A 24,171-nucleotide genomic window follows, 5' to 3' on the forward strand; every position below is an offset into this window, starting at 1 on the left:
TAGGTGTTATACAAAAGTTTAATACCCAAAACTATTCTAAAGTATACCTTGAGTGATCAATAAGAAAAAATCATAGTTTTGTTTATAGCGTGGTATTGTATGTGACGAAAGTCTAAAACATAAACAAATGAATTATATTATAAAAAAAGGATCTACCAGAACGATGTATTTGTTTGTCATAACAGGAGTTTTCCTAATCCTCACTTTTAGCTATAATCTATATAGTTACCTCCAAACAAATCAATTTATAATAGAATTTCCTGGAGATTGGGATAAGCCATTAGGGATTGCAATCGGTGTGTACTTAATTATTCGATCGAGAAAGTTTGTTAATCAAGCCAGGAAACTTTTTATCAAAGTTTCTCAAGGTCAATTAGTGTATCGAACAAAAGCATCAGATTCGGTTAATACAATACACATATCAGATATTGATAAAGTACAAGGTAAAGAGGATAAAGTGGTGCTTATAACAAAAGGATCAACTAAATTAGAAATTGATCTTAGTGCTATAAAATCTGATAAAGACAAAAAAACAATTAGAAAGACTTTAATCGACTTAGTCTAAAAAATAGATATCTTCGACACCCAAACTTAAAGCAATACAATAGTATAACACTATGAGAAAATATTTATACTTTTTTTCCTTCTTACTTTCACTATCCGTTTTTGGGCAAACAGAGTATGTTATCGATGGATTTTCAGATAGGTACAAGGGTAAACTTGTAATAGCATCAGGTTCTGAAGATGAAGTGTTTAAAACGGGCACTATTACTATCATAGAAAAAGCAAGAGCTAAAGAAATCATAAAAATTGAATCCGACGAATTGACTTTTGATATAGATAAAGATGGAAATGTAGCTACAAATGTTTTAGAATTACCTTATGGAGAACAAAGTATAATTATTAGTCAAGACTTTGATTTTGATGGAGATAAAGATTTGGCCATACTAGATGGACAATTTAGTTGTTATCATGGTCCCTCATTTCAGGTATACCTCGAAAAAAATAACCAGCTAATACATAGCCCAGAATTTACAAGGTTAGCACAAGAATATTGTGGTATGTTTCGGGTAGATAAAGAGACCAAAACGATTGATACAATGACCAAAAGCGGTTGTTGTTGGCATCAGTTTTCAAAATTCGAAGTAATAGATGGAGTTCCAAAACCAGTATTAATTATAGAAGAAGATGCTACAGATCTTCCTTACCTGACAACAAAAACAATTGAACGGCACGGTAGCAAAATGATAGAAAGTAACGAAACTACTATTGATTTTAATGAAGTCGTAGAGATCATGTCGTTTGAATTAACCAAAAATCAAAAAAGAGTAGTACTATTTACTATAAACGATAGAGAATTAAATTATGTGCTCCTTAAACCTAATAAAGTCGTTGAGTTTTCGTATCCGATTGAAGCTATTTACAAAAATCCTGATTTTAGAATTAATAAGACAGAAAGTGCTCTGACGTTTAATAATAAGAATGTGGTTTATCAAATATATGAACATAGAGAGGGCAATAAAGTAAAAGAGATCGGGGTTTATGTTAAAATGAATGGGAAAAAATATGACTTAAAAGGAAATTTGAATTCCTTAAAAGGCTCATTACAAAATGTTCGCAAGGTCAAATTAGACAATGTAGTAGATCAGTAAACTTATATTAAAGAATAAACTATATCCATAACTAGAAAAATGAAGTTCATCACAATCATACTCGCTTTTATTACGGCAAATGTAATTTATGGACAATCTGAAACCCATATTAGAAAATTTAGAGAACTTGAACCTGATTTATGGTTAGATATTTGGGACAAGCAAAATTCAGATACCACTATTAAGATAGATTCATTACGATATGATGATATTCCTAAATATCTTGATTTTAGAGGAACGGTGGTGTCCTCGCTAAAATGGAAAGATGTATCTGGTGAGAAAATTTTGATCCAGACTGTAACGGGACACTTTATCTGGAGAGATTATGACAAAGACTCAACTAGCTATATGCTTCAGGATAAATCAGAACTAAGAGCATATTTATTCGAAAAAAAGAATAAAGAATCAGCTTTTAGTCAAAGTTGGAGAATTTATGACTATACCGAATGTTTTGGTGTAGATTGGTTTACAGGATTTATTCCAAAAGCTACAACGATAACTGATATCGATAATGATGGTATTTCTGAAATTAGTATGCCTTATGTCTCGATTTGTAGAGGAGGAATGGATCCGGGAACAATGAAAATAATAATGTATGAAGGAGGTATTAAATATGCCTTAAGAGGAGAAACTATGCTAGGGTGCAGTAATCAACAAGCTTATGGAGGAGAATTCAAGGCTAGCAAAAATTTAGCTTCTAAAAGTAAGTTGATGGACTTTCTTGAAAAACGCTGGGATGCGCATAAATGCGAAAACCAAAGGTTTTATTAATGAAATAGAAGCTTAGTACTTCAAAAATTTGTTAAGATACTTCCTTATAGTAAATGTTTTTTCGACTTTTAGCTATCTTAGTTATAAAGAAAACAAAATCATTACTAAAATATGTCGACTGTTATAAAAAATAAGGGTTTTTTGTTAATCTTAGTACTACCATTGATTATGTGTGGTCAAGATTCTAAACTTTCATTATTCGATAATCTTGTGGGGAAAATATGGAAGGCAGAAGGGAATTGGGGAGATGGAAGCAAATTTAAACAAGAAATAAGATTGAGGTATTCTTTAGATAGTACTGTCGTAGTGGTCAATTCTATAGGTTTTATTAATAAAGAACAAACTGAATTGGGAGAAAGAAACCATGGAATCAGACAATTTGATGCCAAATCTGATAGCATAAAATTTTGGGAGTTCGATGTTTTTGGAGGTCGAACAGAGGGAGTTGTACTTTCTGAAGGAAACAATATCTTATATCAATATCAATATGGAGAGAGCTATGTTACCGATATGTGGCAGTATGTAGATGATTCTACATATAATTTTAAAGTAGGTAATTATGAAAACGGTACTTGGAAACAAGTGTATTTAAGTACCCAATTTAAAGCGACTAAAGAAGAGTAAGATAAAATTTTGCTATCTAAAATAAACCCTCTACGGCATCCTGAGTTTGAAAAATAATCTTAGGTTTACAAGTAAATTTCAATAGTATCAAGTCTTATTCTAAGATAGTAATAAGAATATCTCATGGGGCGAATAATATAAAAACTTCGAAAAAAATATAAGCCCGATACATCATCTTCAAAAAGAAAACTCCTGCTATGGTCGCTTTTGAGCAACTCAATTGTATCTATCCAATAGTAATTGTTCTATTTAACTAATTCCATATAACTCTGATAAGTAGAGTATAGTAGATTATTTGTTTTAAAGGAAAAAACAATTCATTCATTTTTGTGGGTAATGAAAATCAGGTTTCTACACTTAGTAGTAGATCGATCTAATTAGAACCAGAGTACGTGTTTAGTTTTTATAAAAACTAGTGCATATTTCTTGTCAAACCAACATCAATTGAATTCTGATATTTAATTGAAACAAAAGGTGTATCCCGAAAAACCTATAAAAGAGTAGGGTACTGTTAAAATCGCAAAATCATGAAAATTAGAATAAATTATATCGCAATTACAATCCTTATGCTTTCTGTAATGCTTGCATGTGAAAAAGAGGATGAAGTTACTATTCCTCAAAATGAATCAGTAACTAATGAAAGGAGCGATAATTTTGAAATTGGAAAAAACTACAGTTATAGTAGAAGTTTAACTATAAAAGATAAAAGAGGAAATGAAGTAGATCTTGTTATTTTCACAAATACACAAGATAATGCCAAAAGTTTTAATACCGAAAGTTTCGAAATTGTAATAAATAACGCTGAAGAAGTTGAAAAAAATACAATTTCAAATTCAATTCAAACAGAGATTTTAGAAGAAGGGGACGAAGAATATGGTTCTAGAGAAAACCTTTTTAAGAACTCTGTTTTGGTATATATTAAAGGCACAAAATTCATCGATGATGTTAATTCATTTGCTGTCTATCCTTCAGTTTTTGGAAATGAGGAAAAAGCAAGTTCTGGAAATTACAGACATTATGCATATGCCGCTGCTAACGTGATTGGAGCAACCGTTACCTACACATCAGAGACGCAGTCAAAAGAATATTTAGAACTTGATATTAAAAAGAAAAATGGAAAGTACGGAATCTGGTCACGGTTGTTGGGGACCAAACTATATAATGTAGGTAATTCTGCGACGTATTGCGGGTCAACTGTTTATCATACAATGATGATAAAAGTCAATTTTCATAAAATTAAAACTGGTAAATGTTGCTATGGATATCATTATTCATTCAAAACATCATGCTAGTTAATTAGAATCTGTAAAATGAAAAATAAAGTTTCTATTGTAAATAGCATTAGGAGCTTTCTTCGCGTGAGTTTTTATGTTAAAGGAATAGTTCTGATAAAAAGAGGACAACAGATTATTTTCCCGAAAAAGAAAAACAATTCACTCTTTTTTGGGTAATGAAAATCAGGTTTCTACACTTAGTAGTAGATCGATCTAATTAAACTTTTGAAGTATGTGTCTAGTTTTTATAAATAAACTAATACATCCTTCTTGTCAAACCAACATCAATTGAATTCTGATATTTAATTGAGACAAAAGGTGTAACCCGAAAAACCTATAAAAGAGTAGGGTACTATTAAAATCACAAAATCATGAAAAAAAAACTTAGAAGATTACTAGTCGTCACCTTAGTATCGTTTTTTATTTCTGGATGTGAAACAGATGATTCTGTAGTAACAGCAAAAGTAGAAGCTAATGATGAAATTGAAAATATAAAACAGGAGGAAGGGATAGTAGATATCTCCCATACTTATTATTATCAGGGGAAAGAATTTAATGTGACTTATACTCTAAATGAAAAAGAAAGAAATGTTATTAAAACATCAGGAGATGTGGATATGGCAAGAACTATTTTTGGTAGAGAAGATAGTCCAAAAGCATTACTTTTTGAAAAACCAGTGATGGACAGTAAAGAGATCTCAATAAAAGTATTCGATACAGATCAGGAAATGAATCAGTACTTGGAAAACAAAGGGCAATTACCTAAAGAAAATTTTAAAAACAAAAACATCAAGGGAGCTTGTTCTAGTTTTAATTATTTAGGCTATGGTAGCTTCTATTTTTATAAACACGCATATTACAATACGGAGATGTTGGGTATGAGAAGAACTTCTACCCGCGCTACTGGTAACCATTGGGTAGGGTCAACTTATAATGATAATTTATCTTCCATTAAGATGGGAATACCGATTAATACCAAAGGATTTCTTACACTTAGAGAACATATATGTTATGGAGGTAAATCTCTTAACTTCTATATGGAGGACTATACAACATCTCTTTTCTGGATACCAAACCTGCAATGGTATACACTTTCTGGATGGTGGTGGTGGAGAACATCGTGGAATGATCAGGTTTCTTCATATGGAGCTTGGTGTTGGTACTAATCCCTATCTATTTCCCATAAACAAATAATAATCATTTCTGAAAGTGAACCATTATAGTGTTTGATGAATTTCTCTTTCGTAAGTCAGCATATATGCTGGTTTTATACTAACAATAAAAATAAACAGATGAAAAATAAAATAAAATATATAGCGATTACAATCTTGATGCTTTCCATAGTATTTAGTTGTGTAAAAGAAGACGAAGCTACGATTCCTCAAAATGAATCAATAACCCATAAACATTCAGGAATTCATACAGCTCCCTGGGCTTTAGCTATGGATTGGAGGTTTAGTTTTGGGTCTTGTGCAACAGGACCTGGAGTATGTTTTACAGATGGCGATGGAGATATAGTAATTGGTTGGGGCTCCATAAATAACTCTGGATCGGGAGGAACAGGTTATGTAAATGAATTGCATAAAGCTTTTGATACTTTGTTAGAAGGGAATAACGATCTTGATAGTGGAGTTATCGCATTTCGCATAGAAGGAGACCAGTTACATATGGTGTTCTCAAGAAGTTTAGAAGAACGTAGTTTTAATGTTCCCGAAGATGTAGTGCTACGAAGTAATTTAAGTAGAGAACTAGGGATGCAGGAAATAATTATTCCAGCAGGAGTTTATGAAGTTGATAGAAGTAATTTTGAACATGGAGAAGCAAGAGTACCTTTTAAAGGGAATGAAATTGTTTTAGATTATCATGAAGATTATGGCACTATTAATATAAAAGATTATGCTGTTGGCAGAGGAACTTCTTTAGGCTCTTTCCTAAAAGATCTAAATATCACCAAAAATGATCTGAAAAAATATCAAATTGTCGAGGCTAAATTTACCGGGACAGCATATGCAGAACATTTGATTAATGGGAAAATAATTCATGTTTGGCATAAGTATGAAAATGAACCAGTATTTATGTTTGAAGGAGTTTTAAATAATGGTAGACCCGTAACATCTCAGAGAATAAGTTGGTGCGGAAATGAATTTGGTGGATGGAACACTTTTGATTTCTTTTGGGCATTTATAGACAATGGATGCTGGTGGTGTGATTAAAGCAATTGCTTTATTATTAACCTGAGTTCTATTGAAAACCTTTTTGAGCGATAAGTGTTTGTATGTTGTTGATAGGGAAGATAAAGAACGTATTCAGGAATAAAATTAACTTATAGATACTATAACGAAGAAAGTTTATTAAAAAAATAACTCCCAAGACTTTTACGGTCTTGGGAGTTATTGTGTTTTTAGTGATTATAAAATGAAAGGATGCTTGCGAATCTTACATATTAAAATCAATCTTTGATAAGTACATAGCCTGTATATATGGTTCTATGTAAACTTTATAGACAGGCTAATTCTATTTAAGATTCAGAATCAATTTTGGTTGACTCCGTTTTACCATCATTAATTGTTTGAGGGTCTCCACCTTTTAGATATTTATCCAAAAACTTAAGAACTCTACCATACGCTTCTATCTGGTTTTCTTTTTTAACAAAACCATGACCTTCGTCTTCAAATAATACATACTCTACAGGAACACCATTTTTTTTAACCCCTGCGACAATTTCATCAGACTCTACTTTAAGTACTCTAGGGTCTTTTGCTCCCTGAAGTACAATTAATGGTTTTGTAACTTTTTCAGTATGAAAAAGAGGAGATATTTTTCGTAATCGAACAGAGTCTGCAGTATTAGGATTACCCATTTCTGTGTATAATGCTTCTTTAAAAGATTCCCACCATGGCGGAATACTTTTTAAAGTTCGTAACCAGTTGGTAACTCCAAAAATATTTACTCCAACTTTAAACTCTTCTGGAGTATAAGTAAGGGCAGCCATTGTCATATATCCACCATACGAACCTCCAATAATACCAATTTTATTAGAGTCAATGATTTCCTGTTTGGCTAACCAGTCTTTACCAGCAACACAATCTTTTAAGTCTTTATCACCGTGGTTTTGGTCATCCATTTTAAAGAATGTTTTTCCATAACCACTACTTCCTCTGTTATTAACTGCTAATACTGCGTAACCATGATTTACAAGGTATTGGATGATAGAGCTAAATCTTTGTCTGGATTGCCCACCAGGACCACCATGCACCCACACTAATGCAGGTACCTTTGTATCTACAGAGGCTTGCTTTGGTTTATAATATATTGCAGGGATTTCTAATCCATCAAAAGATTTATACCGTACTACTTCTGCTGTTACAAGATGATCAGGGTTGATATCTTTGTTTAAAACATCTGTCAGTTTATGATACTCTTTAGTAGCAAGATTATATGAGTATGAATTTGAAGGAGTGTTTGACCCACCGATACTAAGTATAGCCATCGACTCATCTCTAGAAAAACGGGCGCTGTTAATTTGTTGGTTTTCTATTGCCGGAAAATCAATAGTAGTACCAGTAGCAACTTCTTTTACTTCAATGACAGTTTTTGCATCTTCATTGGTAAACATGATTTGATATTTTCCGTTTCGAGTAAAATAGAACCCAGAAATATCCCATTTTTTTTCTATCACCTTCTCTTTAGTGCCATCTGCAAGATTGTATTTCATAAGGTAATTGAACTCTGCATTATCATCTGTTGTATAATAAAAAGACTTTCCATCTGGTGAAAAATCTTCAGGAGAGTTACTACTTATCTTTTCATTGATTTTAGTTTTTTCTTTGGTTTCGGTATTAAGGATAAAAAGATCATTGTCGTTAGTAGTTACTGCTTTTCTTAAAACAATATACTTTCTATCTTCAGACATTCCTCCAAAATCCATTCCATCAGTATTTTGATATATTAATTTAGAAGAGAAATCAGTAATGTCCATTTCATAGTGATCCATAAACTTAGGATCTCTTTCATTACTACCGTAAAAGAAGCTTTTACCATCCTTTGCCCATCCTCTAAACAAAGCTCTCACGTTTTTCTCTGGAGTCAGACGTTTTATACCAGAGCTGTCCTTAACAAAGATTTTGAAAACTTCATCACCATTGCCATCCATTCTAAATAAAATTCTATCATCTTCAGGAAAATATGAGATTCCGTAAACAGAAGAGCTATCAGAAGCGGTAATTGGAGTTAGTTCTCCTCCTTGGGCAGATACGGTATACATATTATAAATCCCAGACCTGTTACTGGTCATTAATACTTCGGATTTATCCGGAGAAAATCCATTTGCAAAGGCATTTTCATTATCCATAAATTGCTCAATAGAATACTGATCAATTGTAACGGGAACGGGTTGTGCTACTTCTTCTTTCTTTTCTTGTTTACAAGAATAGAGAAGGAGTACACCTAAACTAAGTGTGATTAGTTTTTTCATAAGTATACTGATTTGTTTAGTTGTCTATATTGAATTGTTTTATTTCCTTAAAAGGAGAAGTCTCTAATTTCTCAATTTTTTCTTTGTAGGGTTTCCATTGTTTGTCAAAAAATACATTTGTTTTTTGTAGGGCATCACTAAGTGCATCTTTTGCCTGTTTTATCAAAGTATTTTCTGTTGAGGTTAATCCTGTTTGGCGACTATTTACATACCAGTTTGCTGTGCCCATGCGTTGCATAACAGTAACTTCAGGATTTCGGGTAATTCCCTGGCGTTTATCTTCTTTTCCAATATAAAAAGCCATTACACTATCGATTTTTTTAGAAATGTCCTTTGATAATTTGATCTGGTCTTTAAATTTCTTTTTATCAAGCTTCTGAAGTTCTTTCTGATATTTTGATGCTGTTTCTTTGCTTTCTGCAAGTTGTTTTACAGCATCTGCTGCTATTTGCGTCATTTTTTCCAGATCTTTAGAAGCGGTATAAACTTCGTTAATATTTTTCTGAGATATTTGTAATCTTGGATCAGATTGAACGGTTATCATCGTTTCAGATTTCTGATCTCCATATTCTAATACAAGCTTATATTTTCCTGGTTTGACAGCTACTCCACCGGGCTCTGTATCATGTTTTTGAACTTTTCTAGAAGGTTGATGAACTCCTTTTTCATTCATAGCCCAATTTATTTTATGAATACCTGTAGAATCCGGAGTTTTTCTTTTTAAAGTTCTAACCAAACGATCCTTATCATAAATTTTTAATCGAATAGAATCCCATTTTACTTTGGCTTCGTCTTTTTCATCCACTTCATCATCATTTTTCTCTTCATCTTTATCAGATTCTTTTTTAGTTTTCTTTTCTACTTGAAGGTAATACGAAATTAGTGCTCCATAATCACGATTTTCACCATTATAAAGAGCATCCCCTCCAAAACGGCTACCAGTAGGTTGTTGGTATGATGCCTGGTAGGCTATTGGAGGATCAAAAAGATGTAGTTTTTGAGTTAAAATAGTACTGTTTTTAGCCAGGGCTCTCAAAGGTCTGATATCATCCAAGACCCATGCTGCTCTACCAAATGTACCAATTACCAAATCATGTTCTCTTGGTTGTATTACTAAATCTTTTACGGGGACTGTAGGGAATCCTTTGGTCCATTTAATCCAATTATTACCAGCGTTAAGAGAAACATATAGTCCATCATCTGTACCTAAAAAAAGCAGATTCTTTTCTAGTGGGTCTTCAACAATACTTAGGGCATAACTTTTTACATCGTTTTGATCTACAATACGATTCCAGGTTTTTCCATAATCTGTAGTTCTATAAGCATAAGGAGTGTAGTTAAACCTCCTATAGTCGTTGGCAACCAATAATGCTTCTCCTTTCTTTTTATAAGAAGCTTTGATTTGTACAATCCAGCTACCTTTAGGAAGCCCTTTTATATTAGAAGAAACGTCTGTCCAGTCAGTTCCCCCGTTTTTGGTGATATGCACGCGTCCGTCATCTGTAGCTGCCCAAAGCATATTTTGTTCTAAAGAAGAAGGCTCTACAACCAAAATAGTGCAATGATTTTCTGCTCCAGTGGCATCCATAGTTAATCCACCGCTTTCACTTTGTTTTTGTTTTTCAGGATCATTGGTGGTTAGGTCAGGAGAGATTACCTCCCAAGTTAACCCTTTGTCGGTACTTTTATGTACAAATTGACTTCCAAAATAAATAATATTGTTATCAAATGGATCTATATTAATGGCGGCATTCCAATTAAATCTTAATTCTATTTTCGGATCTGTATGCGTAGGTCTAACAGTATAATTATTTCCCGTTATCCAATCGTATCTACTTACATATCCCTGTTGACTCATAGACCATCCATATCTCGAATCGTCTTTGTCAGGTACTACATCAAATCCATCACCAAAAGATATTTCCTGCCAATATGAGTTTCGTATTCCCTGAGCTCTCCATACATATGCAGGACCTCTCCAGCTACCATTATCCTGCATCCCTCCATATACATTATAAGGAAATTCATTATCGACATTAATGTGGTAAAATTGTGCTACTGGCAGATTACCAATAAAACGCCAGGTTTTACCACCATCGCGAGTTATGTTTAATCCTCCGTCATTACCATCAATCATATAATTGCCATTGGATGGGTGAATCCACCAGGCATGGTGATCAGGGTGCACACCATTATCTACTCCATAAGCAGGCATTAACTGTGTGAAGTTTTTTCCTCCATCTTCCGAAACATTTACATAAGTAAAAACAGAGTAAATTCTGTTTTCATTTTGAGGGTCAACAAATATATCTGAGTAATAAAAAGGGCGATTTCCGATATCATTTTTATCATTAACTTTTTCCCATTTAAAACCTCCATCTTTAGATTTGTAAAGAGCATTCTTTTTTGCTTCTACCAAGGCATAAACAATATCGGGTTTATTAGCTGCAATAGCTAGCCCTATTCTTCCTAAGTCACCTTTAGGAAGACCATCTATATCAGTACGCTTTTCCCAATTTTTTCCTCCATCGTGGGTAATATAAAGACCAGAACCTTTTCCTCCTGACTTAAAAAACCACGGATCACGTTTGTGTTCCCATAAAGCAGCAATTAGTTTATTTGGGTTTGTAGGATCCATAACAAGATCTGCAGCTCCAGTTTTATTGTTACTAAATAAAATTTTGGTCCATGTAGTACCACCATCAGTGGTTTTAAAAATACCTCTTTCTGGGTGTTCTCCCCAAGGAGATCCAATTGCCGCTACATACACTATATTAGGATTGGTAGGATCAACAATAATTTTATGAATATGACGGGTTTTCTCTAAGCCCATGCTTTTCCAGTTTTTACCACCATCCAAAGATTTGTAAATACCATACCCCCCATTAAGACTATTTCTTGGATTTCCTTCTCCTGTTCCTACCCATAGTACAGAAGGGTTAGATTGCTGGATAGCAACGGCTCCAATTGAAGCCGTAATTTCGTTGTCAAAAATAGGTTCCCATTTAATACCACCAGAAGTAGATTTCCAAAGACCACCAGAAGCAGTTCCGGCATATATAATATCAGGATTAGAGGTTACTACATCTATAGAAGTAACTCGACCACTCATTCCTCCGGGGCCTATGTTACGTGGGTTACCATCTTTAATAAGATCCATAGTGAATTTCTGGGCTGATAGTGTAGAGATTATACCGAGTAGTAATAAAAAGAATATTTGTTTTTTCATTTTTGTTGAATGTGCGTTAATTATAGTTGAATTGGTTGTGTTAATTTGGTAAGAAAATAAATGTTGGTATAAACAGTTTTTAAATTCAAAGGCTCTTTCCTTTTTATTCTTGTATAAATATGAGTAATGATTAGATGTTTACTTCGGGCTATTAAAATAGTACAAGAAAAAAATGGACGATCTACAAAAAGAGAAGGTTTACTATTAGGTACTGATAATTTCATGTTATAGAAATATGTAAGAATTGTGTTTTTTTTAGAAACATCAAACAAATTATTACTACAAAGAATATTAATAAAAAAAAGGAGTGATTTTAACACGTTTTGATTGATTGACTTTTAAGACTCTAAAGTAAATAAAATGAAAATGATAAAGTCTTAAAGGCGTGTTAAGGTAAATTGGGTAAATTTGAAAACTAAATAAATAATGATAGCAATGAAATTTATAGAACTTACTTTAAAAAATCATATAATTCTTCATGGTTTTGATGCCAGAGATAAAGAAATTACAGAAGAAGTGGAAGTCGAAAAAGCTTCAAAAAAACTGATTGCCGTGGATAGAATCTTATCAATAAGCGAAAAGTTTATTTTGATCAAATATGCCTATAATAGAATCATATACTGGGAGTATATAGAAGATTATGATAGGGTAAAGACCATGCTAGAATCGTAGACAAAAATTATCTCTTATACTTTTTTAAATTCATTGGGAAAGTGTGAAGGATCAAAATCCCAAAAATAGGGTAATAGATAATAGGTGATCCCTATAATCAGAACGATGGATATAATGTTTAGCCAAAATCCTTTTTTCATCATATCCGGAATAGTTAGGTACCCAGAACCAAATACAATAGCATTAGGAGGAGTGGCAACAGGAAGCATAAAAGCACAAGATGCTGCGATAGTAGCTCCTACCATTAGTATAAAGGGATGTACATCTAGGGATAGTGCCATTGAAGCTAATACGGGTAACAGCATTGAAGTTGTGGCAGTATTTGATGTGATTTCTGTTAAGAAATTTACTGCGGTAATGATAAAGACTAAAAGAGTAATCAGATAAACTCCTTGTAACAATGTCATTTGAGTACCAATCCATAAGGCTAACCCAGAAGCCTTAAAACCTGCAGCTAGCGCTAAACCACCACCAAAAAGCAATAGAATACCCCAAGGTAGTTTTACAGCAGATTCCCAATTCATTAATGGTTTTCCTTTTTCTCTACTAGGTAGAAGAAAAAGAAGTATTGCGGCAGTAATAGCGATGATTGTATCATTAATAGCCGGGAATAAATATTGCAATAAAAAGGATCTGGTAATCCAGGCAAGAGCAGTACAAATAAAAACAGAAAGCACTAGTTTTTCTTCAAAAGAAATCTCGCCTAGCTCTTTTAATTGTCTGTTAACTTCGTGTTTTCCTCCCGGAAATTCTTTTTGAGTAAAAGTGAATGCTACCTGAACCAAATAACGCCAACAAATAATTAGAAGTAATATTGAAATGGGTAAACCTATTACAATCCAATTGGTAAATGTGATTTCGTAACCATACATTTCTTTAACTACCCCTGCAAAAATGAGATTGGTAGGAGAGCCTATTAGAGAAGCTACCCCACCAATTGATGCGCTATATGCTATACTGAGCATTAATGCTTTTCCAAATATTTTATTTTCATCTTCGATGGTATCAGGATTGTCTATAAGCTGGGTTATTATTGCAATACCAATAGGTAACATCATTACTGATGTTGCCGTATTGGATATCCACATAGACAAAAACGCGGTAGCAACCATAAACCCCAGAATCATGGTTTTAACATTGGTTCCAATGATCTTTATAATGTTTAAAGCTATACGTTTATGTAAGTTCCATCTTTCTATTCCTATAGCTAATATAAATCCACCAGCATATAGAAAAACATTATGATTACCAAAGGCAGCTGTCGTAGTTTTTATATCTAAACCACCAGATAAAGGAAATAATATGATAGGTAATAATGAAGTAGCAGCGATTGGAATAGCTTCTGTAATCCACCATATTGCTATCCATAGCGTACTAGCTAATATAGCATTGGCTTCTTTACTCAAACCATCCGGGTGAAAAAACAATAAAACGAGAATAAAAACTATGGGACCAGAAATAGCCCCTACTTTTTTGATACTTATATTCATAATTATAATGAAATGGTGTTCATTTAAAAATTATTTGTCTTACAATCGATGAATAAAAGTATAGATAAAAGAACTAAATCTTTATCTCAGGAAATAAAAAAATTATTTTATAAGGGTAAGAGAGCTTTAAAATATAATACGGTTTAAAAGATATAGCAGAAAATAACCAAGTTAATACAGAACGTTATAGTTCTTTTTTGTTTATCATGATCCAAGAATAGGGATTATAAAACTAGCGCATTATGGTTTTTAAATTTTCTTTATTACGGAGTCATGATTTTTGATTTACTACCACTTCTAGTAGAAATAAGATTAAAATCTTTATCTACCTTAACAATAATTATTTTACTGGTACTTAGATTAACCATTTTCCACCTAAACCCATATGATGTCTCAAAGATTGCTGACCTTGCCATTTTTCGCAAATCAATTTCATCAAGGTTTTCAACAATTTCATTTGCCAAAAGATCAAGTCCTCTTCGTTTAACTTCTTCTGTCGATAGCTTACGATCACGTGGATTTTGAACAGAATTAGTAGTAGAATATAAATAACTTTCAATTGAACTATTGGGAAATATTAAAAAGGAAGAAAATAGTAGAAGAAATAGTACATAATTTTTCATAATCTGACGATTTTTCTGAATTACATACTATGTTATTTACACATTATGCAATCACATTGGGTTTACGTTTATTGTCATATGTATTTGTAATAGTGCTTTAACAATTATCTTTAAAAAGAGGGGTACATGTAAAATTAGCATATAAAAGCCCTTTTTGTTTTATTATTATGTTAAAAAAAAGGTAATTTTTCTTAAAATCGTAATTTTTGCTATGCCTTATTGTTCATTTCTTATAGAATGATTAATGTACCGTGATTTCAATAGAAGTGCTTTTTTATGATTAGAGAATTGTATTTGGATTAAAATTTTCCAAAACAAATGTTAATTCTCTTTTCTTAGAATAGATATAAGCATTTATCTCTTATAAAATGTACTAACTTTAGCTAATGAAGATCATGTAGCATTTTGAAGATATATAAGTCTCCAGCATGATTTGTAATAAATAGTGATTTGTTGTTATTGGATATTTATGAAAATGAGAAAAAAGAAAGAGTTGTTTAAAAAAGGTTTTGCCTTTACAATATATGAAGCTCCTGAGCAATCCCCATTTGATAAGCTCTTTGATATTTTTCGGGAAATTATTATTCATACTTCTGGGGATCTTGATGAAGCTTTGGACTGGATGAAAGAATTGGATAAAGAATATAAATTAACAAATGAGGAGTATACTTTAGATGATTTTGTGGAGGACCTGAAGAAAAAAGGATACATTCGTGAAGAAATAAAACCAGGAAGTAAAGGGGGAATGTCTATTACGCCCAAAACCGAACAAGCCATACGAAAAAGAGCATTGGATCAAATCTTTGGTAAGCTAAAACGAAGTGGAGCAGGCAATCATAGAACGAGTTTTTTAGGAAAAGGAGATGAGCATTCTGGAGAATTTCGTAATTACCAATATGGTGATTCCTTAGAAAGAATCTCTATAACCGAAAGCCTAAAAAACGCACAGATTAATCATGGTATAGGCGATCTAAATCTAACAGAAGATGATTTAATCGTAGAAGAAACACGGTTTAAAGCACAGATGAGTACAGTGTTGATGATTGATATCAGTCATAGTATGATTTTGTATGGAGAAGATCGCATTACTCCTGCAAAGAAAGTTGCTATGGCATTGGCAGAACTTATCACAACAAAATATCCAAAAGATACATTAGATATATTAGTTTTTGGAAATGATGCCTGGTCAATTTCTATCAAAGATTTACCGTATCTTCAGGTTGGACCCTACCACACCAATACTGTAGCGGGGTTACAACTCGCTATGGATATGCTTCGTAGAAAACGTAATACAAATAAACAAATTTTTATGATCACAGACGGCAAACCTAGCTGCCTAAGAATGACCGACGGGCAATATTATAAGAATAGTAATGGGTTAGATCGCCAGATAATAAACAAATGCTATATGATGGCTCAACAAGCTAGAAAATTGCATATACCAATAACTACCTTTATGATTGCTCAAGACCCGTATTTAATGCAATTTGTAAGAGAATTTACACATGCTAATCAAGGAAAAGCATTTTATACCGGTCTTAAAGGATTAGGAGAAATGATTTTTGAAGATTATGAAACAAATAGAAAAAAAAGAATACGAAGATAAATTAATTCTGAACTCTATAATTAAGAGTTTTTAATTAGAATAATGTATATGAAAATTGAAAACATACAAACATTAGGGCAACTAAAAGAGTCTGGATATAGAAGTGTATCCATTAAAGAAGAACTTAGAAATAACCTAAGGGCTAAAATTAGCAGGAATGAAGAAACTTTTACAGGAATTCATGGGTATGAAAACACGGTTATTCCCGAACTAGAACGAGCAATTCTTTCTCGTCATAATATTAATTTACTTGGTTTGCGTGGTCAGGCTAAAACCAGATTAGCGCGACAAATGATTAACCTTTTAGACGAGTGGATTCCTGTTGTAGAGGGATCCGAAATCAATGATGATCCTTTTCGTCCAATATCTAGATACGCTATCAATATAATTAAGGAAAAAGGCGATAAAACATCAATAAGCTGGTTACATAGATCTGAACGTTTTGCAGAGAAACTTGCTACTCCAGATGTAACTGTAGCCGATATTATTGGAGATGTAGATCCAATCAAAGCTGCTAATCTAAAATTAAGCTATGCAGATGATAGGGTGATTCATTTTGGAATGATACCAAGAGCAAATAGAAGCATTTTTGTAATTAATGAATTACCAGATTTGCAAGCTCGTATACAGGTAGCATTATTTAATATTTTACAAGAAGGAGATATTCAAATTAGGGGGTTTAAGCTTAGATTACCACTAGATATACAATTTGTTTTTACTGCTAACCCTGAAGATTATACTAATCGAGGTAGTATTGTAACCCCATTAAAAGATAGAATAGGCTCCCAGATTTTAACCCATTATCCAGAGACTATTGAAATAGCAAAAACAATTACGCAGCAAGAAGCCAAATTAGACTCAAGACAAACAGATTTGGTTTATGTACCCGAAATAGCTAAAGATTTATTAGAACAGATTAGTTTTCAAGCACGAGAAAGCGAATTTATTGATAATAAGAGTGGTATAAGTGCAAGAATGAGTATTACGGCTTATGAAAATTTGTTAAGTACTGCTGAGTATAGAGTCTTACGATCAGAGGATGAACATACAGTATTGAGATTAAGTGATTTTATTGGAGTTATACCAGCAATAACGGGTAAAGTAGAATTGGTATATGAAGGAGAACAGGAAGGAGCCGACACTGTTGCCCATTCCTTAATTACAGAAGCTATTAAAACTTTGTTTTTAGAGTATTTTCCCAAGATCGAAAAATTAGAAAAAGAAGATTATCAAAGCCCTTATCAAGACTTGATGAATTGGTTCTTTGAAGAAAATGGATTTGAACTACTAGACGATATTCCGGATAAAGAATATAAACAAAAACTGGATGAAATAGTTCCTCTTCAGAATTTAATTAACAAATACCAACCAGAAATTAGTAAAGAAGATAGCTATTTTATGAAAGAATTCTTATTGTGGGGGTTAGTAGAGTACAAAAAGCTAAGTAAGCACGGACTATCCGAAGGTTTTCATTTTAAAGATATGTACGGAAGTTATATTAGTGGACTATAGCAAATAGTTCTTGTATAAAAATATTAGGTATTTTTCGTAAACTCCATTTCCTTATAAAAAGGAAATGGAGTTTTTTTATATATCAATGAGCATTGATATTAGTTGTTAGTTTGATTTCGTACTATAGTGTTTTTTATTAAACGATATCGTTTATTTAAAATTTTATTATAAATTTGCTTTATAAACGTAATCGTCTAATAATGCCAAAAATTGTTGCTCAAAAAACTGATTGGATAAAGCTTGGATACACACTTTTCGCTGAACAGGGAATCTCTGGAATTGTTGTTGAAAAAATGGCCAAGAAATTAAATTGTAACAAGTCGAGTTTTTATTGGCATTTCAAAACAAAAAAAGTTTTCATAAATGAGATAATAGATTTTTGGGTTTTATCAGATACAGAACAGATAATTACATTGATTAATACTGAGAAAACAGCAAAACAAAAATTTGAAACCTTAGTAGCTCTATCTTTTGTAAAAGACCCTTATCTCGATTTTATTTTCTACTTAAAAAGGTATGCACAGAAAGAGAAAACCATCCAAAATATAATAGATAAAATTGACCATCAAAGAATTGAGTTTGTAGCTGATCTGTTACAAGAAATGGAATTTTCTAAAGAAGAAGCAAAAGTAAAATCTACTCTTTTTTATAAATATTTGATAGGATATCATGAGATGATACGTTACAAACAACAGAGTAAAAGCTACGTTAAAGAGGTGCTAGCAGAAATAAATCATTTTATAAAATATTGAGAATGAATCAAAATAAACGTAGTGATTATAAGCAAAGGTTACATAGTATACTATTGATAAGTTTTTTTCCATTACTCTAAATGCACAAAAAATGAAAGAATATATAATTGAAACAAAGATTAATGCACCAAAAGAAGTTGTTTGGAAAACAATTACCAATTTTGAAGATTATCCTAGTTGGAATAGTATTTTGACAATGAAAAATAATGATAGCTTACAGGTCGGAAAGAAGTTTGACGTTACAATTCATAAGCCAAAAGGTAAAAAATCAAAATTTAAGGTGATTGCATTAAGCAAAAATGATAATAAATCGTTTTCTGCCAGACAAAAAGTTATGGGCAATTGGTTTTTATCGGCAACTCATCATTTTATTATTGAAGAAATCAATAAAAACCAGGTAATGTTTATTCAAAAATGGGAATTAAAAGGAATAGTTATCTCTTTGTTTAAAAAACAAATATTCAAAGAATTAGAAAGTTTTAATCAAATGAATGAGGAGCTTAAAAATCTATTAGAAAAAGAATAATTTTATGTTGCTAAAAATAGGAGGGATTGCTAATATTATTATTGCCGTAGCCCATATTATTGGATTGTTTTGGCCAGAAAAAATGTTTGAGATTACTGGAGTTGGAGAAAAAATGAAAGAACTCTCAGAGATTCATAACACTTTGCCATACTTAGTAACCATTTTTATCGCCATATTTTTTTGGATTTTCGGAATGTACGGACTTAATTCTGGTAATACATCTAAAAAATTACCGTATCCAAAATTAGGAGTTTTTATAATTGCAGGAATTTATCTTTTTCGTGCTATTGGCGAACAATCTTATAATATATATCACCAAACTACAACATCTTCAGAAACAAATCAATCAATAGTAGCTTTAGCAATTGGGCTTCTATTTTTATTTGGCGGATGTAAAACATGGAATAAGAACAAACTTGATTATACTGTATAAATAGGGTTGAAAAATACTTCTTTATGAATTTATAGCTCTACGTGCTATAAAATTGTAAAGAATAGATGGAGTGTTTTTGTTTTCCTCCCAACAGGTGTAAACAAGTTTGATTACATGATCATCAAGAGAATCACATGCCTGCTTTAAAACAAATGACCAATCGTTATCTGTATTGGTTGAAGGAATTTCAGTATTTCTATATGGTAATCCTGTGCTTATTTGAGCCATTACTATGGCTTCCCAAAAGTATCTTAATGAGATATCATTATTTAAAAAGTATTTAGAAATTATTCTATAAGCATGGCAAGCAGTTACTGTATGTAATAATGTAAAATCATTTTTTTTTGCAAAAACTCCAAGGCAAAAATCTCTAATATCATTTAATGTTATCTTATGGGGCTGTATAATAACATTATCTTTTTGAATATTAGTATTGATTAGGGTTATTCTATCCGTTATAAGACCTATAGAAGAAGTGAAGTTTATAGCATAAGAATTTAATTTTGTTCTAATTTCTGCTAGATTTTCAGCACTTTGCTCAAAGCTATTTCCTAATTCCAGATATTCAGAAGCCCAATACGCTAGTGACATTGCAATTTCTGGTTTATAATTTGTTTGTAAAGCATATGACAGCCTGATTATTGGATGAAAAGCAGAACCAGCTACCCCTTTAATTAAAATAGGAATAACTTCTCCCAGTAATTTTTCAGTTGATGTCTTTTCTAAAGCTTTAGAAAAGTAATAGAAATAATTCTCGAATTGATCCTTTTGTCCTAAGGTATCTTCCGAAAAATAGAAATCATTTTCTTGACTCCTATCTTTTCGATAGTCTAATTTGGATGTAGATCTTTCATAATAATTCTTTAACTGTAATTCAGAAGCACCCATGCAATCCAACGCAACTAAAGACATAGGTGTATGAGAGGAAATCCCATTGTTGTATGAAGGATGATACATTATCCCTTTTTTTAAAAAAAAATTACAAGAATTACTTATCATTATGAAGATGTATAGGGAAACTAATTTGTTTAAATATACAAACTTTTGCAGCATTGGATAATGCTACATTATTTTCTAGAAGTTTTATTAGTTGTCGTTTTATTTTCAGAAACTGCTTTTTCGGTTTGATTTATTAGGAAATTGTGAATGTTAAAACTGCTACAATTAATTGGGTCGATTGCTTTAATGATATTAGTTCTTAATTTATATAAGTTAAGATTTTTTTTATTTTTAGCAATTGAAACTAAAGTTAGTTGTGTATTTGTGTTTTTGTTTTTATTGTTTAATTCAGAGCATTGATAACAAGTTCCTTTCTTATTAACCAAGGAGCATCTATTTTCAAAAATTGTATCCAAAGTTTTTCTGCCATTATGAAGATAATGCTTTACCTGACCATAACTTTTTTCTAGAATAGTACTTATTTCTTTTACTTTAAATGAATAAACATCTGCAAGGATAATTGCTATTTGTTGTTCAATAGTTAAAGTTTTTGCTAAACAGGTAAAGCAAAAATCTATATGTTCTTTTGCTTCATATTTCCCTAATTCGGGATTATTATAAATCTCTACAAAGTTATTTTTTGTTGTAGTATCCTGATGAATTGAAGTTTTGCATAAATCCTGAGCATTTATGGGCCATCTTTTTAGACTCTTTACATTGTTTCTGGCTACATTTACGCCAATCCCAAAAAGCCATGTTTTAAAGGATGATTCTCCCTTAAATTTAGAAACATTTTTATAGGCAATAATAAAGGTTTCTTGAGCAAGATCCTCTGTTGTTTCTTTATTAGTTGTGAATCGGTAAAAGAATGATTTAAGATTAGGTAAATATTCTTTATACAAAACTTCAAATTCTTTATTTGTCATTCTTATTTTTTTAGATATTCCTTAATAGGATTCCAGTACAGGAAATCCCAGGCATCTTTATTTACGAATTGCCGAGCATTTTCGGGGATGTAAAGATGGTTCAGTTCGATTTCTGCATTATCATTAATTTGATTAAACTTTAGGATTACTAATGAATCCATATCTTCAGGTTTCCATGGTCCGTCGGATCTCCATAGTTGAATAATGATATTGTCTTTTACAGAGTGAATTATTTTCCCATGTCTTTCTTTAAAAGTACAATTTTTTAAAGAACACTCGCGAGCTTTTGGATGTACAGCCTCTTTATGTTTATGATCATCCATGTAGATATCGTATAATTCAGAAGCATTTCGGTTTTCAAATACCGTTTTTTGATAGATAGAATCGTTCATTTTTTATTTTTTTAATAGTATATACTCTTTAGTGGAGTTTCAACTAAAAAATGATCGGATTCTAAAAATGTTAAGGTAATTTTTTCTTGTAGAGATATTGCACTGAAAATTACAGACTACTTTCAGTTTTTTGATTAATTCGATAATAGTAGTTAGGTAACCTTAGATTTTGAAAAAACTGAAAAATACTTATTAATAATTGGTCTCAAGATTTTTTTGTCTACAGGTTTAGATACAAAATCATCACAACCGGCATCTAATGCTTTTTGGATATCTTCTTCTGTAGAATAAGCAGTTTGTGCAACAATTGGTAAATATGGTCTTACTTTTTTTATTTTTTTGGTAGCTGTGTATCCATCCATTATAGGCATTCTAATATCCATGAGAACCAAATCAATTCCTTTGTTTTTTTTACAAATTTTTACTGCCTCCTTGCCGTTTTCGGCTCTATGAATTACAAATTTATATCCTTTCATTTTTAGCAATAAAGTTTTGAGAAACAAAAAGTTTATATCTCCATCTTCTACAATTAAAATAACTTGCTTTATTGGTATATTAGGGGTTTTAAGAACATTTGACATATTATGAATGTTTGGATCGTATATTGGATGATAAGGTAATAATATTTCAAAAACAGACCCTTTGTTGAGCATCGATGAAAAAGAAATATCGCCTCCTAAGAGTTTAGCATTTTTCTTGGCAATTGATAGTCCTAAACCTAGTCCGTCATAACTTTTTGTAACTTCTTTTTCAGATTGAGAAAAATTCCTAAATATTAATTCCTGATCTTCAGGTTTGATTCCTATTCCAGTATCTTTTACAGTAATCATCAATTTATTTTGAACAATCTTACAGGAGATTTCGATCATACCTTTGGTTGTAAATTTGATTGCGTTATCAATAAGGCTATGCAAAATCTTATTGATCTTTAATTTATCCATTAGTATGATGCCTTGACTAGTAGTTAATTTGTTATTAAGATGAATTGCAATATTCTTACTAATAGCTTTACTCTGAAAATCTAAAAATATCATTTGTAGTAGTTCACTTAGATTTATTTCTTCGAAACGAACATCAACTTGGTTGGTCTCTAGTTTCGAAATTTCTATAATATCATCTATTATACGAATTAACTGGTTACTACTATCAATGATAATTTTAGAATATTCTTTTTGTTGACTAGATGTAACTCCGGGGTCATTTAGCAGTTCAGAAAAACCAATAATTCCATTCATAGGAGTACGAACTTCGTGCGAGATGTTATGAATGAATGCCGTTTTCAATTTGTTACTCTCTTCTGCACGTTCTTTGGCAATATTTAATTCTTTTGTTTTTTGGTTAATTAAGAATTTTAAATATCTGTTAAGTAGTAATATAGTAAGGAATAATAATAAGATAACTCCTGTAAGAGTTACCCAAAAACTTGCTTTTTTATAGAATGGAATAACGGTATGATATAACCAGTTATCAAAAATAACTTCTTTTTCATTATCGGTAATACTATTGGCGGTTTTAGAGATAATCTGATTAAGGATGCTATTGTTCTTTTGTACAGCCAAACTTGGCGTATAACTATATTGTATTTTTGAAACAATCTTAAGGTTATCAAGATTTTCTGTTTTTATAAGATAATTTGCTACAGCTTTGGGTCCTACATAGGCGTCGTATTTGCCAAGACTTACTTGTTTTAAGCATGCTAAATCGTCTATTTCTGTGGCTATTGTTAGGTTTTTAATATCTTTTTTTAAATTTTCATGAATAGCATAGTCTTTGGGGACTACAATAGTTTTATGACGATAATTGCCTAACTTGGTTCCATAAGAGTGTCCTTTTCTAGTAATTATAACATGCTTGGATTCAAAAAGTCTGGAGTAGAAATTGAGATAAGAATCTCGTTCAGAAGTCTGTTGAATTTCAAGGATAATTTCTATTTCGTTATTCTTTGCATCATTTAATAATTCTGCCCAATTGGTATACAGCTTTCGTTGAAATTTGTGACCAATTTTTCTTTCAATTAGAGAAAAGTAATCAACTAAAATACCATCTATTTGCTCATTTTCATTGATAAATTGATATGGGGCATAATAAGGAAAGAAACCAACAGAAATACTATCATTATCTTGTAGCCATTTCTTTTCTTCTTCTGTAAGAACTGTAGAATTTGAACAAGAAAATAAAACTATCAAGACCAAAATCGAAAAGGAACTATATAGTATTTTTTTTGCCATAACTTTTTGTTAGTTACCTCTTACTTTTCTTGTCCCTTATTAATAAAG

At 31.7% G+C, this 24,171-nt stretch carries 21 protein-coding genes; 13 read left to right on the plus strand and 8 right to left on the minus strand.

Annotated elements, in window-relative coordinates; genetic code table 11:
* Nucleotides 1–127 precede the first annotated feature (127 nt).
* The 7 genes from C1X07_RS12670 to C1X07_RS12700 all read left to right on the plus strand — a co-directional run bounded on the left by C1X07_RS12670 (nucleotide 128) and on the right by C1X07_RS12700 (nucleotide 6,534).
* On the plus strand, nucleotides 128–565 hold the full coding sequence (locus C1X07_RS12670) for a hypothetical protein (RefSeq protein ID WP_103070401.1): 438 nt from the start codon (nucleotides 128–130) through the stop codon (nucleotides 563–565).
* 52 nt (nucleotides 566–617) lie between these two features.
* On the plus strand, nucleotides 618–1,652 hold the full coding sequence (locus C1X07_RS12675) for an XAC2610-related protein (protein ID WP_103070402.1): 1,035 nt from the start codon (nucleotides 618–620) through the stop codon (nucleotides 1,650–1,652).
* A gap of 39 nt (nucleotides 1,653–1,691) precedes the next feature.
* Complete coding sequence (locus tag C1X07_RS12680) at nucleotides 1,692–2,423, plus strand: M949_RS01915 family surface polysaccharide biosynthesis protein (protein WP_103070403.1); 732 nt, start codon at nucleotides 1,692–1,694, stop codon at nucleotides 2,421–2,423.
* Nucleotides 2,424–2,564: 141 nt separating this feature from the next.
* Entirely contained in the window at nucleotides 2,565–3,047 is a 483-nt protein-coding gene (locus C1X07_RS12685; RefSeq protein ID WP_128755271.1) for a hypothetical protein, read from the plus strand.
* 527 nt (nucleotides 3,048–3,574) lie between these two features.
* Complete coding sequence (locus tag C1X07_RS12690) at nucleotides 3,575–4,339, plus strand: hypothetical protein (protein WP_103070405.1); 765 nt, start codon at nucleotides 3,575–3,577, stop codon at nucleotides 4,337–4,339.
* Between the two features lie 353 nt (nucleotides 4,340–4,692).
* Nucleotides 4,693–5,487, plus strand: coding sequence for a hypothetical protein (locus tag C1X07_RS12695; RefSeq protein WP_103070406.1), 795 nt, complete (start codon nucleotides 4,693–4,695; stop codon nucleotides 5,485–5,487).
* Between the two features lie 126 nt (nucleotides 5,488–5,613).
* Complete coding sequence (locus C1X07_RS12700; protein ID WP_103070407.1) at nucleotides 5,614–6,534, plus strand: hypothetical protein; 921 nt, start codon at nucleotides 5,614–5,616, stop codon at nucleotides 6,532–6,534.
* Between the two features lie 305 nt (nucleotides 6,535–6,839).
* Here the strand turns inward: C1X07_RS12700 and C1X07_RS12705 are convergent, their stop codons facing one another.
* Both C1X07_RS12705 and C1X07_RS12710 read right to left on the minus strand, forming a co-directional pair.
* Nucleotides 6,840–8,795 carry a S9 family peptidase gene (locus tag C1X07_RS12705; RefSeq protein WP_103070408.1) on the minus strand — a complete coding sequence of 652 codons (1,956 nt, stop codon included), beginning with the start codon at nucleotides 8,793–8,795 and terminating at the stop codon, nucleotides 6,840–6,842.
* Between the two features lie 16 nt (nucleotides 8,796–8,811).
* Nucleotides 8,812–12,024 (minus strand): VPS10 domain-containing protein, encoded by a 3,213-nt coding sequence (locus C1X07_RS12710; RefSeq protein WP_103070409.1) that lies wholly within the window; start codon nucleotides 12,022–12,024, stop codon nucleotides 8,812–8,814.
* Between the two features lie 435 nt (nucleotides 12,025–12,459).
* Between C1X07_RS12710 and C1X07_RS12715 the strand changes: the two genes are divergently transcribed.
* Nucleotides 12,460–12,696, plus strand: coding sequence for a hypothetical protein (locus C1X07_RS12715; protein ID WP_103070637.1), 237 nt, complete (start codon nucleotides 12,460–12,462; stop codon nucleotides 12,694–12,696).
* A gap of 14 nt (nucleotides 12,697–12,710) precedes the next feature.
* On the opposite strand, the gene C1X07_RS12720 is transcribed toward C1X07_RS12715, so the two are convergent.
* Entirely contained in the window at nucleotides 12,711–14,186 is a 1,476-nt protein-coding gene (locus C1X07_RS12720; RefSeq protein WP_103070410.1) for an SLC13 family permease, read from the minus strand.
* Nucleotides 14,187–14,449: 263 nt separating this feature from the next.
* The gene (locus tag C1X07_RS12725; RefSeq protein ID WP_103070411.1) at nucleotides 14,450–14,809 is read right to left on the minus strand and encodes a hypothetical protein; all 360 of its coding nucleotides are present in this window, start codon (nucleotides 14,807–14,809) and stop codon (nucleotides 14,450–14,452) included.
* Between the two features lie 469 nt (nucleotides 14,810–15,278).
* Here C1X07_RS12725 and C1X07_RS12730 point away from each other — a divergent pair, with 469 nt between their 5' ends.
* The 5 genes from C1X07_RS12730 (at nucleotide 15,279) to C1X07_RS12750 (ending at nucleotide 19,638) form a co-directional block, all read left to right on the plus strand.
* Nucleotides 15,279–16,415, plus strand: coding sequence for a vWA domain-containing protein (locus C1X07_RS12730; protein ID WP_103070412.1), 1,137 nt, complete (start codon nucleotides 15,279–15,281; stop codon nucleotides 16,413–16,415).
* 48 nt (nucleotides 16,416–16,463) lie between these two features.
* Complete coding sequence (locus C1X07_RS12735; protein WP_103070413.1) at nucleotides 16,464–17,927, plus strand: sigma 54-interacting transcriptional regulator; 1,464 nt, start codon at nucleotides 16,464–16,466, stop codon at nucleotides 17,925–17,927.
* 200 nt (nucleotides 17,928–18,127) lie between these two features.
* Entirely contained in the window at nucleotides 18,128–18,679 is a 552-nt protein-coding gene (locus C1X07_RS12740; protein WP_103070414.1) for a TetR/AcrR family transcriptional regulator, read from the plus strand.
* Between the two features lie 91 nt (nucleotides 18,680–18,770).
* Nucleotides 18,771–19,205, plus strand: a complete 435-nt coding sequence (locus C1X07_RS12745; protein WP_103070415.1) for an SRPBCC domain-containing protein — start codon at nucleotides 18,771–18,773, stop codon at nucleotides 19,203–19,205.
* A gap of 4 nt (nucleotides 19,206–19,209) precedes the next feature.
* The gene (locus C1X07_RS12750; RefSeq protein WP_206604239.1) at nucleotides 19,210–19,638 is read left to right on the plus strand and encodes a hypothetical protein; all 429 of its coding nucleotides are present in this window, start codon (nucleotides 19,210–19,212) and stop codon (nucleotides 19,636–19,638) included.
* Nucleotides 19,639–19,659: 21 nt separating this feature from the next.
* On the opposite strand, the gene C1X07_RS12755 is transcribed toward C1X07_RS12750, so the two are convergent.
* The 4 genes from C1X07_RS12755 to C1X07_RS12770 all read right to left on the minus strand — a co-directional run bounded on the left by C1X07_RS12755 (nucleotide 19,660) and on the right by C1X07_RS12770 (nucleotide 24,123).
* Nucleotides 19,660–20,595 (minus strand): questin oxidase family protein, encoded by a 936-nt coding sequence (locus C1X07_RS12755; protein WP_164914155.1) that lies wholly within the window; start codon nucleotides 20,593–20,595, stop codon nucleotides 19,660–19,662.
* Nucleotides 20,596–20,705: 110 nt separating this feature from the next.
* On the minus strand, nucleotides 20,706–21,503 hold the full coding sequence (locus tag C1X07_RS12760; protein WP_103070417.1) for an RNA polymerase sigma factor: 798 nt from the start codon (nucleotides 21,501–21,503) through the stop codon (nucleotides 20,706–20,708).
* Between the two features lie 2 nt (nucleotides 21,504–21,505).
* Nucleotides 21,506–21,895 (minus strand): SRPBCC family protein, encoded by a 390-nt coding sequence (locus C1X07_RS12765; RefSeq protein ID WP_103070418.1) that lies wholly within the window; start codon nucleotides 21,893–21,895, stop codon nucleotides 21,506–21,508.
* 152 nt (nucleotides 21,896–22,047) lie between these two features.
* Nucleotides 22,048–24,123: a hybrid sensor histidine kinase/response regulator gene (locus tag C1X07_RS12770; protein WP_103070419.1), complete on the minus strand. Its 2,076-nt coding sequence runs from the start codon at nucleotides 24,121–24,123 to the stop codon at nucleotides 22,048–22,050.
* Nucleotides 24,124–24,171 lie beyond the last annotated feature (48 nt).

The organism is Aquimarina sediminis (assembly GCF_002895435.1).
GTDB classification, from domain to species: domain Bacteria; phylum Bacteroidota; class Bacteroidia; order Flavobacteriales; family Flavobacteriaceae; genus Aquimarina; species Aquimarina sediminis.